The 12,790-nt window shown below is 64.5% G+C and carries 14 protein-coding genes; 4 read left to right on the forward strand and 10 right to left on the reverse strand.

The window, feature by feature from the left end:
- The first annotated feature begins 152 nt into the window (after positions 1–152).
- Positions 153–1,196 carry a GNAT family N-acetyltransferase gene (locus C2138_RS08805; protein WP_159078186.1) on the forward strand — a complete coding sequence of 348 codons (1,044 nt, stop codon included), beginning with the start codon at positions 153–155 and terminating at the stop codon, positions 1,194–1,196.
- Positions 1,197–1,235: 39 nt separating this feature from the next.
- Here C2138_RS08805 and C2138_RS08810 read toward each other — a convergent pair whose 3' ends face one another.
- Complete coding sequence (locus tag C2138_RS08810; protein WP_108517160.1) at positions 1,236–1,706, reverse strand: MarR family winged helix-turn-helix transcriptional regulator; 471 nt, start codon at positions 1,704–1,706, stop codon at positions 1,236–1,238.
- A 125-nt stretch (positions 1,707–1,831) separates the two neighbouring features.
- Here C2138_RS08810 and C2138_RS08815 point away from each other — a divergent pair, with 125 nt between their 5' ends.
- Genes C2138_RS08815 through C2138_RS08825 form a run of 3 tightly spaced genes read left to right on the forward strand, consistent with a single transcriptional unit; the run spans position 1,832 to position 4,116 of the window.
- Complete coding sequence (locus C2138_RS08815; protein ID WP_108517162.1) at positions 1,832–2,740, forward strand: SDR family oxidoreductase; 909 nt, start codon at positions 1,832–1,834, stop codon at positions 2,738–2,740.
- Between the two features lie 13 nt (positions 2,741–2,753).
- Complete coding sequence (locus C2138_RS08820; RefSeq protein WP_108517164.1) at positions 2,754–3,641, forward strand: amidohydrolase family protein; 888 nt, start codon at positions 2,754–2,756, stop codon at positions 3,639–3,641.
- Between the two features lie 22 nt (positions 3,642–3,663).
- Positions 3,664–4,116, forward strand: coding sequence for a MaoC family dehydratase (locus C2138_RS08825; RefSeq protein WP_108517166.1), 453 nt, complete (start codon positions 3,664–3,666; stop codon positions 4,114–4,116).
- Between the two features lie 76 nt (positions 4,117–4,192).
- Here the strand turns inward: C2138_RS08825 and C2138_RS08830 are convergent, their stop codons facing one another.
- The 9 genes from C2138_RS08830 to C2138_RS08870 all read right to left on the reverse strand — a co-directional run bounded on the left by C2138_RS08830 (position 4,193) and on the right by C2138_RS08870 (position 12,789).
- The gene (locus tag C2138_RS08830) at positions 4,193–4,864 is read right to left on the reverse strand and encodes a response regulator (protein ID WP_199286524.1); all 672 of its coding nucleotides are present in this window, start codon (positions 4,862–4,864) and stop codon (positions 4,193–4,195) included.
- Positions 4,861–6,105: a sensor histidine kinase gene (locus C2138_RS08835; protein WP_159078187.1), complete on the reverse strand. Its 1,245-nt coding sequence runs from the start codon at positions 6,103–6,105 to the stop codon at positions 4,861–4,863. The genes C2138_RS08830 and C2138_RS08835 overlap by 4 nt, the downstream gene beginning before the upstream one ends.
- 17 nt (positions 6,106–6,122) lie before the next feature.
- Positions 6,123–6,968 carry an ABC transporter permease gene (locus C2138_RS08840; RefSeq protein WP_108517169.1) on the reverse strand — a complete coding sequence of 282 codons (846 nt, stop codon included), beginning with the start codon at positions 6,966–6,968 and terminating at the stop codon, positions 6,123–6,125.
- A complete protein-coding gene (locus C2138_RS08845) occupies positions 6,965–7,924 on the reverse strand; it encodes an ABC transporter ATP-binding protein (protein ID WP_108517171.1) in 960 nt (319 codons plus the stop codon). The genes C2138_RS08840 and C2138_RS08845 overlap by 4 nt, the downstream gene beginning before the upstream one ends.
- Before the next feature lie 123 nt (positions 7,925–8,047).
- Positions 8,048–8,932, reverse strand: a complete 885-nt coding sequence (mutM, locus tag C2138_RS08850) for a bifunctional DNA-formamidopyrimidine glycosylase/DNA-(apurinic or apyrimidinic site) lyase (RefSeq protein ID WP_108517173.1) — start codon at positions 8,930–8,932, stop codon at positions 8,048–8,050.
- Between the two features lie 10 nt (positions 8,933–8,942).
- The gene (gene rnc, locus C2138_RS08855; RefSeq protein WP_108517175.1) at positions 8,943–9,650 is read right to left on the reverse strand and encodes a ribonuclease III; all 708 of its coding nucleotides are present in this window, start codon (positions 9,648–9,650) and stop codon (positions 8,943–8,945) included.
- Between the two features lie 35 nt (positions 9,651–9,685).
- The gene (gene rpmF / locus C2138_RS08860) at positions 9,686–9,889 is read right to left on the reverse strand and encodes a 50S ribosomal protein L32 (protein WP_108517177.1); all 204 of its coding nucleotides are present in this window, start codon (positions 9,887–9,889) and stop codon (positions 9,686–9,688) included.
- Positions 9,890–9,891: 2 nt separating this feature from the next.
- Positions 9,892–10,476 (reverse strand): YceD family protein, encoded by a 585-nt coding sequence (locus tag C2138_RS08865; RefSeq protein ID WP_241961087.1) that lies wholly within the window; start codon positions 10,474–10,476, stop codon positions 9,892–9,894.
- Positions 10,477–10,542: 66 nt separating this feature from the next.
- Complete coding sequence (locus tag C2138_RS08870; RefSeq protein WP_159078188.1) at positions 10,543–12,789, reverse strand: transglutaminase TgpA family protein; 2,247 nt, start codon at positions 12,787–12,789, stop codon at positions 10,543–10,545.
- Between the last annotated feature and the right edge of the window lies 1 nt (position 12,790).

The raw sequence follows: 12,790 nt of genomic DNA on the forward strand, positions 1-12,790 counted from the left end.
ACACGCGGGCCAACGCCCGTTCGCCCCCGCGGTGCGTTGTGCGGCACATCGGTGCGTGCGGTGAGGCTGCGTGTGGCGAAAATGGCGCAGCATCCGTAAGCTTTTCGGCCAGCCCATGGCCGCCCCCGCGGCACGGGATCGGAGGGATGCTGATGCTCACCATTGGGGAACTTGCGCTGCCCGAATCGATCGGCGCTCCCGACGCTGGCGACTTCATCGAGATGGTGCGCATCCGCAATGACATCGAGGCCTACGACGTTGGTACTCGCGACTTTGCCGTCGAGCCAGAAGAGCTGCTCGCGATCGTCTCGAACCCCTATGAGCTTCGCCGGTTCTTTCTCGCTCGGGTTGACGGACGCATTGTGGGTCGTGCCGTTTATCAGCTGCAGGGCGGGTTGGATGTGCCGACAGCGTGGGTGTCGGTTGAGATCCTGCCCGAGTTTCGCCGCCAGGGGCTGGGGAGTGCTCTCTATACCCACGTGCACGCCATTGCGCTCGAAGACGGTCGCACGGCGATGCAGGCCGAGTCGTTTCATCACGTTCCCCCCGCCGAGCCCGTAATCATCTCCCCCACGGGGTTTGGTGCTGTCTCGGCCGACGACGCTCCCTCTCGCTTTCTCGTCTCCCGCGGCTTTCGTCTAGCTCAGGTAAATCGGGTGAGCCGGCTGGCTCTCCCCTCTGGCGCGCAGACTCCCGAGCCCGCCGCCGGTTACGACCTCGAGGCCTGGGAGGGGTCGACCCCACAGCACCGGCTTTCTGACATGGCAGTGCTTCACGCGAGGATGAGCACCGATCCGCCCGCCGGCGAGGTCGATTGGCAGCCGGAGACGTGGGATGAGCAGCGAGTCGTGGAACATGAGCGGCGCCGGGACACCGACGGCAGGCGATATCTGACGGTCGCGGCCCGTCACATCGAGTCGGATTCGCTCGTGGGCTTCAGCGACCTTTCGGTGCCTCCCGAGGTGGATCGGCCCGTGCAGCAGGAAGACACGATTGTGCTGCACGAGCATCGGGGACATCGGCTCGGGATGCTACTGAAGGCGGCTAATCTGCAGCGGCTCGATGAACTGGCGCCGGGGCATCCGGCGATCTACACCTGGAATGCCGAGGAGAATCGGCCGATGCTCACCGTCAACGAGGCCGTCGGATTCGTGCCGGTCGCGGTGGAAGCGTCGTGGCGCACCGATCTGAACTGAGCTGACCGCTGAAGCAAGTAAGTGCGGACTGTTCGAGCGCTAGAACGCGACCTTCAGAAGCAACTGCGTGAGGCTCTGCCGCTCCTCCTGGGAGAGGTTCTTGAGAATTGTCTCGTCGCGCGCGGCGATGACCGACTTCTTGGCTTTGGCGTACGCCGCTTGCCCTGTTTCGGTGCCGCGAATGATGTTGGCTCGACGATCGCGAGGGTCCTGAGCTCGTTCGACATAGCCGAGCGTCTGCAGTTCATCGACGACCGCGACCACCTGGCTCGGGTCGAGAAAGAGAAATTCGGCCACATCGCGCTGGGTGGGACTCACGGCCCCGCACACGAGTGACAGCACGGCATATGACCGCACGCGCAACCCGTGCGGCTCCAGAGCGTGGCGAGCCGAAAGCGAACCGATAGCGCGCACGCGGGCGACAAGAAACTCGATGTCGTCGAGGAGGTCTGTCGCGTCGATGCGATCCGGCGCAACGCCCAGATCAATCACCGGAGATGAGTCGGTCATGGCAGCAGTCTACGGGGCTAACAGTTGACATTCAAAGTAATTGAAGATATCAACGATTATTGAGAGATTTCACGTCGGCGGAACATCCTCCGCGACGCCCCCGACCACCAACGGAAATAGAGCACATGAATCTTCAGGGAAAAGTCGCCATCGTCACCGGCAGTGGGCGCGGCCTCGGGCTCGCCTACGCTCAGGATCTCGCAGCCCACGGGGCCAAGGTCGTCATCAACGATGTTGACGAGGCCACCGCTGCATCCGCCGTCGAGAGCATCACCAGCGCAGGCGGAGAAGCCGTCGCCCTCGTGGGTGCCGTCGGGTCCACCGAGACCGCCAACGCCCTCGTCGCCAAGGCCGTCGACACCTGGGGTCGCCTCGACATCCTCGTCACCAACGCGGGCGTGCTGCGCGACACCGTGCTGTGGAAGATGAGCGACGAAGACTTCGACCTCGTGATCAACGTGCACCTGCGCGGCACGTTCACGTGCGTTCGCGCCGCAGCAACCCACATGCGTGAGCAGGGCGAGGGCGGCCGCATCATCACGATCGGCTCCCCCACCGGCCAGTTCGGCAACTTCGGCCAGACCAATTACGCGGCCGCCAAGGCTGGCATCGTTGGAATGACCCGCACGTGGGCCCTCGAACTCGCCCGCGCGGGCATCACCGCCAACTCGGTTATCCCCGTCGCCGCGACGAGCATGACCGAGTCCGTTCCCTTTCTCAAGGAGTACACGGATGCCCTCGCCGCTGGCGACCCGCTGCCGCCGTTCGCCCGCAAGGAGCTGGGCTTCGGAACACCCCAGGATGTCGCTGGCCTCGTGACCTTCCTCGCCTCAGACGAGGCAGCCGAGATCACGGGTCAGGCCATTGGCATTGGCGGTGACCGCCTCGCGCTCTACTCGCACCCCACGATGATCGTCACCGAGATTGCCGACAACGGCTGGACCGCCGAATCCATCGCTGCGGTGTGGGCAGACAAATTCGCCGCGGACCAGCAGTCCGTTGGCGAGAAGATTCCCGCGCCTCCCAGCGCATAAGGCACCGTTACCCATGAGTGAACGCTACGAGCCGAAGATCGATATTGCGTCGATCGTCGCCATCGACACCCACGTGCACATCGAGTCAGAGCACGGTCACCACGCGCTGCCCGACGAACTGTATGACGCCGCGGCGAAGTACTTTGGCAACGGCGGTGAGTTTCCCGGAGTCGACGAGACGGCAGCCCTCTTTCGCGAGCGAAACATGGCTGCCGTGGTATTCACGGTGGATGCTGAGGCCAACCTCGGTCATGACGGCATCAGCAACGATGCGGTCATCGACGGGGCGATCCGCCACGCCGATGTGCTCATCCCGTTCGCCAGCGTCGACCCCTCCCGGGGCGAGGCCGGTGCCGCAGAAGCGCGCCGCCTCGTCCTGGAGCGGGGTGCTCGCGGATTCAAGTTCCATCCCACCGTTCAGGGCTTTGACCCCAGCGATCGCACCCACTGGGACTTCTTCGCCGCGATCGCGGAACTCGATGTCCCCGCGGTCTTCCACACGGGCCAAACCGGCATCGGAGCGGGAACCCCTGGCGGCCACGGGCTGCGTCTCGGCCTCTCCAACCCCATGCTGCTCGACGACCTCGCCGCCGCATTCCCTCAGCTGCAGATCGTCATGGCGCACCCCTCCGTGCCGTGGCAGGACGAGGCGATCTCGGTTGCAACCCACAAGTCCAATGTGTGGATCGACCTCTCGGGATGGTCACCGAAGTACTTTCCCGCAGCGCTCGTCAAGCAGATGGGATCGCGCCTGCAAAACCAGGTGCTGTTCGCATCCGACTACCCCATGATCCACCCCGACCGGTGGATCGCCGACTTCAACGACCTCGACATCAAAGAGACCGTTCGCCCCAAAATCATGCGCGAGAACGCCCTGCGTTTGCTGCGCCTGAACGACTGACCGAACAACAGGAGACATCACCATGGCAACAACCACAACCCTCGCCGCCCTGCCCGAGCTCGTCGGCCAGGATCTCGGCGCCAGCAGCTGGATCGACATCACCCAGGAGCGCGTCAACACCTTCGCCGACGCGACCGACGACCAGCAGTGGATTCACGTCGACCCCGAGCGCGCCAAGGACGGCCCTTTCGGTGCGGCGATCGCCCACGGCTTTCTCACCCTGTCGCTGAGCATCCCGCTGTGGACCGAACTGCTCGACGTGACGGATGCCGGCACCAAGGTCAACTACGGCCTCAACAAGGTGCGCTTTCTCTCGCCCGTCAAGGTGGGCTCCCGCATTCGCCTGCAGGCAACAATCGCTGACGTCGAAGAGGTCAAGGGCGGTCTGCAGATCACGATCGACATGACGATGGAGATCGAGGGCGCCGAGAAGCCCGCTGCTATTGCGCAGGCGATCCACCGCTTCTACGCGTAATTCGCGACGCTGGCGGGCCGCTCGCGTGACGCGGGCGGCCCTCCAGTGCCCGAACACGATGACGGGCTGGGCCGGCTCAGCGACCGACGATTCCCAGTTCGTATGCTCTGATAACCGCTTCAACACGGTTGCGAGCGCCGAGTTTGGCGAGCACGCGTCCGATGTGCGCCTTCACGGTGGAATCGCTCAGGTAGAGATTCGCCGCGATCTCGGCGTTGGTTTGCCCCCGACCCACGAGCACAAAGATCTCCCTCTCCCGGGCAGTGAGCTCTGAGAGGGCATCACTTGCCTCGGAGTCACGACGCGTGCCGAGGTGCGGAGCTGCGGCTTCGATGAGTTTGGCGGTGATGCGGGGTGAGACCACGGCGTCACCAGCATGAACGGCGCGAATTGCCGCAACAAGATCGTCTGGCCGCGTGTCCTTGAGGAGAAACCCGGAGGCGCCGGCACCGAGCGCCCCAAAGGCGTAGTCGTCGAGGTCGTAGGTGGTGAGGGCGAGCACCCGAGCGGTCGGGAGCGCCGCCACGATGTGCCGCGTCGCCTCGATCCCTCCCACACCCGGCATGCGGATGTCCATGAGAATCACATCGGGCCGCAGCCGCTGGGCAGCGTCGATCGCCTGCGTGCCATCCCCGGCTTCTCCGACCACGATCAGTCCCGGCGTCGCGTCGAGCATCAGTCGAAACCCGTAACGCACGAGCTCCTGATCGTCGACCAGGAGCACGCGAATATCGTCCCGCACTGTCATTTCTCTTCCCCTCGCAGGCGTGCAACTACCCGCCAGCCACCACTCTCCTGCGGACCCACTTCGATCTCACCGTCGTAAAGCGCTACGCGTTCCTGCATCCCGAGCAGCCCGCGCCCCGAATCTGATGACGCTACAACGGGCGATGACACATCGCGCACATCAATTGTGACGTCCGTTTGAGTCCACGACACCGTCACGCTCACCGATGACACGTCGGTGGCATGGCGCAGCACATTCGTGAGTGACTCCTGGATTATGCGATAGACCGTGAGACCGAGCGCCGCGTCAGACGACGGCGAACCGGTGACGGTGAGCCGCACCGGAAGCCCCGCGTCCACGAACTGGCGCACGAGGGACGCGAGCTGCGAGGCATCCGGCTGGGGGGCATGCTCCGCGATTGTGGCTCCGCCGTCGTTGCGCACCGATCCGAGCAGACGGCGTACTTCACCGAGCGTTCTGCGGCCCGTCTCCGCTACGCGGGCGATGGCCGCTTTCGCTTCTTGTGGGCGCTCGTCGAGGGAGGCGTGTGCACCGTCAGAGATCGTGATCATGACCGTGAGGCTGTGTGCGATGACGTCGTGCATCTCCCGCGCTATCCGCTCCCGCTCGAGGGCACGAGCGGTCTCGGCCTGCTGATCGCGTTCACGAGCAAGCTGGTCGGCGCGGTGCACTAGCTCATTGATGTACCGCCGACGATGACCGACGTTCGTGCCGATCAGCGTCGTGATGAGCAGAATGACCCCGATGACCACGTAGACGTTCGCCCAGTCCTGAACGGAATCCCGGGCAACCATGGGCGGCTCGAGTCCCAGGATGGGCGGTCCGACACTCCCCCGCACCGAGATGGCAAGGGCGCCGAGCGCGCCGCACGCCATCGCGATACCAAAGCACAGCCAGGCGGTGGCTGCCCGCTGACGCACCCCCACCGTATACATCGCGATCACAGCGAGAAGCGATTCTGCGCCCGACCCCACCGCAACAGACAGAACCGAAAGCGCCATGGCCGCCGCGAACGCCGCACGGGGAAACCGGCGACGGATGCTCACCGCAGCGATACCGCCGGCAAGCAGCAGGATCATGGCCCACAACGGGGTGACGTACGGCGGCTCTGACGAGAGAACCATGAGGCCGACTGCGAGCGCACCATACGTGCCCAGCGTCACGAGATCCAGAACCCGCGTCCGCGACATTCTGCGGTGGAGACGGCCGCGGAGCGGCACCCTGACGGAGGTGCCGCTCACGGTGCCGGGCCGCATGTTCAGGCGTCCCCCCGACGCAGTCGAATGGCACCCAGCACGAGAAAGGTGCCAGCCCAGACCAGAGCGATAATCCAGCCCGCTCCCGGGCTGACAAATCCGTCAACGAGGTCCACGGCCACTCCTAACGTTTCGGACGGGTTGCTCATGGCATCGCCCGCTTTCGACATCGACAAGAGCTGAAGATTGCGCACCACCTGCGACGCTGGCAATACAGACAGCACGATCGGCAGCAGCAGCATCACCGAAATAGCGGTCGCTACGCTCGCGGCGACGCTGCGGAGCAGGCTCCCGATGCCCAACCCGAGAATAGCGGAGAGGCCCACGAATACAGAGGTGCCCAGCAACGACAGCGCCACACCGGGAGCGGTCACCCCGATCTCCAGGTCAAAGGCGGCGAACATGGGATAGGTCACGGCCCACGATCCAAACGCAGCGACAACCGCGGAGACCGTCGTCATGCCGAAGAGCACGACGGCCTTAGCGCCCAGAACGGGAAGTCGAGTCGGTGTGGCAATCAACGTCGGTTGAATCGTGCCGCTGGAGTACTCGCCACTGATCACGATGACGCCGAGCACCGCGGCGATGAGCTGACCGAAGAGCACCGTTCCCACAGTGATCTGGTCGAGGACGAATCCGACCGACCGCAGATCGGGCAGTATGGCGCCCTCCATCGTCAAGCCCAGCGCGACACTAACGCCCACCCCGACCACAATGATCGAAACCACAAGCGCGATGGTAGAGCGCAGGCTCGTCAGCTTGATGAGCTCTGATCTCACGACGCCAGCGAAGCTGAGTCGCTCGGGTCGGGCGACGAACGTCTGGCGCTTCTTCTCAAGCAGAGTCATCGGTTCTCTCCCATTCTTGGTGAGCCCACGTGTGGTGCGCTCGCCTTTGGTGCGCTCGACGAGCGGTATTCAACATCTCCTGCGGTTAGCGCGAGATATGCGTCTTCGAGAGATCCCGAGACTGCAGCAACCTCATGGAGGACAATTCCTGCTGCGGAGGCGACAAGAGCGACCTCTTCTGCCGACATTCCCGAAACTTCGAGGGAACCGTCCGCCACAAGCGCTACGCCAACTCCGGGAGCAGCAAGCGCCGACATGAGCTCCTGAGACTCTCGAGTGCGAACCTTGACGACCGTCTTGGTTCCTTTTCCGATGACGTCCCCGATCGGGCCGTCGGCAAGAATCTTGCCGCGCCCGATGACGATGAGATGGTCGGCGGTTTGAGCCATCTCGCTCATGAGATGCGACGACAAGAGCACCGTGCGCCCCTCCTCCGCCAGGCTCTTCATGAGCGTCCTGACCCATCGCACTCCCTCAGGGTCCAAGCCGTTGACCGGCTCGTCGAGGATGATGGTCGCAGGGTCACCGAGCAAGGCAGCGGCGATGCCCAGCCGTTGCCCCATGCCCAGCGAGAATCCGCCGATGCGCTTGCCTGCAACTGAGTCGAGCCCGGCTAGCCCGAGCACCTCGCGCACTCGGGCGTTGCCGATGCCGTGCGTCGCGGCGATTGACCGCAGATGGTTGTAGGCAGACCGCCCGGGGTGTGCGGCCTTCGCATCGAGCAGTACCCCCACTTCGCGCAGCGGTGCGCGGTGCTCGTGATAGAGCCGACCGTTGACCCGCACAGTGCCGCCGGTGGGTTGATCGAGGCCCACGATCATCCTCATGGTTGTGGATTTTCCCGCGCCGTTCGGGCCGAGGAACCCTGTTACGTGGCCCGGCCTTACGGTGAAGTCGATCTCGTCAACGACAACTTTGCGTCCGTAGCGCTTGACGAGCGCGTCAGCCGCGATCATGTGGTTTCCTTGTGCATTTGCATAGGAGAAAGCGTAGGAAGGCTGCGCTTGCGGCACATCGGACGACAGTGCAGCATCTGATCGCGAACCAGTACCTGGGTACCGGTGAGAAAAGACCGGGTTTCAGCGCACCCGTTGACAGAACGGGCAGAAGTGCGAGCCGCGGTTCATGAACTGCTCGCGCACGATCAGGCGACTGCAGCGCGGGCACGCCTTGCCCTGCTGCCCGTAGGCTTTGAGCGAGTGGGCGAAGTACCCTGACTCGCCATTCACGTTCAGGTACTGGGTGTCGAAGCTCGTTCCACCCTCGAGCAGCGCTTTGGCAAGCACGACGCGAACCTCCGCGAGCAGAAGGGTCGCTTTAGCCCGGCTCAGTCGGTCGGTGGGCTGGTCGTAGTGGATTCGGGATGCCCAGAGGGCCTCATCGGCATAAATGTTGCCGATGCCGCTGATGAGCGATTGGTCAAGGAGCGCACGTTTGACGCCCGTGCGTCGAATGGCGAGGCGCTTGAGAAAGACACGGTCGTCAAAGAGTGGGTCGAGCGGATCCCGAGCGATGTGCGCGACCTGTACGGGCACTCGCTCACGAGGGGCGTCCACAGTTGGCGCGAGCGGGCTGATCGCCATCGAACCGAAGATGCGCTGGTCGACAAAGTTCAGCCGCAGCGCGCCGTGCACCGGGTGCGAGATGTCGAGCCGGATGCGGGTGAGGCGGTCGTGCGCATCACGGTCGCGCAGCAGCACCTGGCCGCTCATGCCCAGATGAACCACGAGTGCCTCGTCGGGCAGGTTCCCGCCATCATCCGACAGCGGAAGCCACAGGAACTTGCCTCGTCGGCTGGCCGCAACTAGCGTGCGGCCGGTGAGTCGCTGCACGAAGTCCTCTGACGGCCCGTCATGGCGGCGAAGAGAACGTTCGTCGAACACCTCAACGCCCTCAATGACGGCACCGGTCACTGCGGGGGCAAGCCCAGCGCGAACGACCTCGACTTCGGGCAGCTCAGGCACAGCGGATGCGTCAGGCCTTGGCCTGCAGCTGGCTCCAAGCCTCGAGGGCGGCTGCCATTTCTGCCTGCTTCTTGCTGCTGCCGACGCCGGTTGCTGCGGCCTCGCCATCAATCATCACCGTCGCGTGAAACCGCTTGGAGTGATCGGGACCACTATCGGTGATCGCATAGGTCGGAATGCCGCGGTTGAGGCGTGCGGCCAACTCCTGAAGACTCGTCTTAGGGTCCATGGCGGCGCCGAAGCGCGCGGAGTCTGCCATGAGCGGCTCGACAAGACGCAGCACAAGCGCAGTTGCCGCGTCGGCCCCTGCACTCAAATAGGTCGCGCCAATGACGGCCTCGACGGTGTCAGCGAGGATCGATGACTTGTCTCGACCGCCCGTGAGTTCCTCGCCCCGACCGAGTCTGATGTAGTCACCGAGCCCGATCGCACGAGCGATCTCGGCAAGCGCGACACTACTCACGAGACTTGCCCGCCGTTTGGCGAGGTCACCTTCGTCGAGGTCGGGATTGTCGAGGAACAGCTTGACGGTGACGGCCTGCCCGAGGATTGAATCCCCCAGGAACTCGAGACGCTCGTTATGAGCGCCCCCGCCGTGCTCGTACGCGTAGGAGCGGTGAGTTAGCGCGAGCTCGAGAAGATCGAGATCGACGTCAACCGACAACCGCAGAGCGAGGTCGGCCGGCTCCTTAAAGCCGGTCGCCTTCTCACCGCTCACGCGCACATCCGAAAGTCTGTGTCCGAAGGAGCGACTTAAACGTCGGCTACCTTGCGGCCCTTGTACTCCATGTACAGGGGGGTGCCAGCGGAGTCTTCAACAACCTTGGCGCGGTGCGGGAGGCTGTAAACAACCTTGCCGCCCTCGATGGTCTTGACGAGCGTGGGAGGGGTTGCCTTCCACTGAGCGCGACGGGCGCGGGTGCTCGCACGGGACATCTTCCGCTTGGGTACTGCCATGGCTATCTCTTCTCTCTGTCAGCGTCGCCGTCAGGCGCAGCACTGATGACGTCATTGGTGGGGGCCCCGGTCAGGCTGTCGAGTCCGGCAAGCGCCGCCCATCGAGGATCGATGGGTTCTTCATGCTCGTGACCCGGGTTGTCGAGGAGCCGCACCCCACACTGGGGGCACAGGCCGAGGCAATCCTCTTGACACACCGGTTGGAACGGAAGTGACAACACCACCGCATCCCTGATTACCGGTTCAAGATCCACGTGATCATCTTGAACCAGATAGTCGAAGCCTTCTGTCTCAGAGTACGCGAAAACCTCTTGGATTTCGACTTCGACCGGCTCGGTGATCTCGATGAGGCACCGAACGCACTCCCCTGAGGCAGTTGTGTCGACCTCAGCGGTGACCAGGATGCCGTCATGAAGCGACTCGAGACGAACATCCGCCGAGATCGGCGTGCCTTCTTCTACCGCGATGACGGCATTGCCGAAGCGCTCCTTCGCCTTGGTCTCAACAAAGACCTCGCGCATTTCACCGGGTCGGTGCGCGAGATCGAGGATGTTGATCGCCAAGGGAGATTTATTGTGCTGTGCCACCCCATGAGCTTAGTCGTCGTAGCGGGGCGCTTTCTGTTCACTGGCAGAAAACGAGCCGAACGCACCCTAAGAAATGGTGCGGATGATCCTCTCAATCGCACTGCGGGGCCACAGCGTGGCTATCGCGCGGCGACGCAACGGCACGCTGCGACGGAGACCGCGGATTACCGACCGTGCGTCGGAAGCCGCCCGCGGATAGCCCGTGTCGTCGCGCGAGAACTGCTCGCGCTCAACGGCATCGAGCAGTCTGTCGAGCGCCGGTTGCTGCTGGCCCAGCTGGCGGGCAAGAATCGCGGCGTTCTGACGTGGCGTGGTCGCTGGCTCAACGGGAACCCCGAGATCACGCGCCGAGCGCACGACCTCGTTCCACGCCACCACGGACTCGGCCCTTCGCCGCCGCACCGCGGAGAGCTGCACCGCCCGGACGAGCAGTCTGGCGAGGGCCGGAACGAGGGCCAAAAACACAACGACCGGGATCGCGAGCAACCAGGGCGACAGGCTCGAATTTGTGGGGCCGGCCTGACCCGTGCCCGGCAGCGCCTCGGCCGGGGCGAGCGGGGTTGTGGGGGCAGCGCTTGGCCGAGTCGACGGCACGGGAGCCGCGCTCGGATCCGCCGGGGCAACGTCGTCAAGGGCCTCCGGCTCCGCGTAGTCAGGAACTTCTCCCCTGCCGGTCGTCGGCTCGAACGGGACCCATCCAATGCCGTCGAAATACAGCTCGGGCCAGGCGTGAAGCTCCTTCGAGGTGACCAGCCACGCGGTCTCCCCCTCGTCGAACCCCGTCTCGTCCGACTTTTCGCCGGGCAGAAAGCCCACAGCGACCCTGGCCGGGATTCCCACACTGCGCGCCATAAGCGCCATGGCCGATGCGAAATGAACGCAGTATCCGCTGCCCTCTGCGAGAAAAACGCCGACGACATCAGCGCTGGAGCCGTCGTAGCCCTCACGCACCGGTGCCTTCTCCGAATAGAGAAAGTCGCCGTTGCGCAAGAAATCTTGAATTGCGAGCGCCCGCTCGTAACTCGTGGTCGCATCGACCGTAACGGAAGCGGCTGTTTCGGAGATCACAGCAGGCCACGACGGGTCGAGCTGAGCGAGATCTTGATAGGGCTCGGGGACGGCGACTCCGGCATCCTGTAGCTGTTGCGGGGTGGGATCGAGCGAGAGGGATGACACGGAGAACTTCTCCCCGCGCACGCTCCTGCGATCTGCCCTGAGCGCCACTGTGTCGAAATCCCAGGTCGCGGCAGCTTTGAAACCTTCGACCCCAACGGCCGGATACGGCATCGGCACCCACAGACCGCCCAGCTCGCGGATGGTGATCGACGTCGTCTCAACGAATCGCGTCACGTCATCGGACAGCCCCGGCGGGGGTGGAACGGCCCCCGATTCAAGGGGCTCTGCGGGTGACGGCACATGGAACCACCCCGAATCGTCAAAGCCCTCGAGCGCCATAAGGCGCAGGTAGCGGGGCGTTCCCGACGTCGTCGAATACTCGAGCGCCTCTCTGACGACGGGCCGCCGCAAATCCTGCCCCAGACCCACGATGGGGTTGACCCCCATGCGGATCTCCCCACCGCCCGAGCCCGTCGCGGTGCTGCCCGAGGGAACCGGAGCGAAAAGGGGAACGAGCAGAGCGAAGACGGCCGCTGAGGCGCCGACGGCTACGGCATCCCATGCCCGCCTGCCCCGGAGAGGGCGGCGAGCGGCGAGCAGCCACAGCCACGCAAGACCCGTGAGCAGGAGCCAGCCGAACTCGGCGGATCGGACCACCACCGACGGCGCGATCGCGAGCACCATGAGCCCGATACCGGCGAGCGCAGGACGCCGCAGCGAGATGGCCAGCGCATCCAGGAGCACCGCCATGACGGCTATGCCCGTCACGAGAATGGCGAGCACACCCTCATCGACCTCTGCCGGCGGGATCTGCGCCGATAGCGACTCCGCGCCCAAAGGATAAAGGAGCTCGAGAGCCTGCCCCGTTCGAGTCGTAGGGAGGCCAAGAACCGTGGTCGACGGAACCACGAACAGGGGCACCAGGATCATGGCGACAACGGATCCGACAAGGGTTGGAAGCAGGGCAATGATCGCCCGGTTTGCCCGGCCTGGACGGGCCACCGAAGCTCGGGATGCCGAAACGGCACCCAGCGCAGCCCTGGTGCCGCCTGAGGCCGCGAGCACAGCGGCGGCGGCACCCGCGCAGACGAACCACCACGAGCTGCCTTCGAGCGCCACATGGAGCGCCCCCATCGCTGCCATGAGCGCAACAAAGAGTGCTCCGGTCGCTGCCCACGGCGACGGGCGCCGGGACACG

This window comes from Salinibacterium hongtaonis, assembly GCF_003065485.1.
GTDB classification, from domain to species: domain Bacteria; phylum Actinomycetota; class Actinomycetes; order Actinomycetales; family Microbacteriaceae; genus Homoserinimonas; species Homoserinimonas hongtaonis.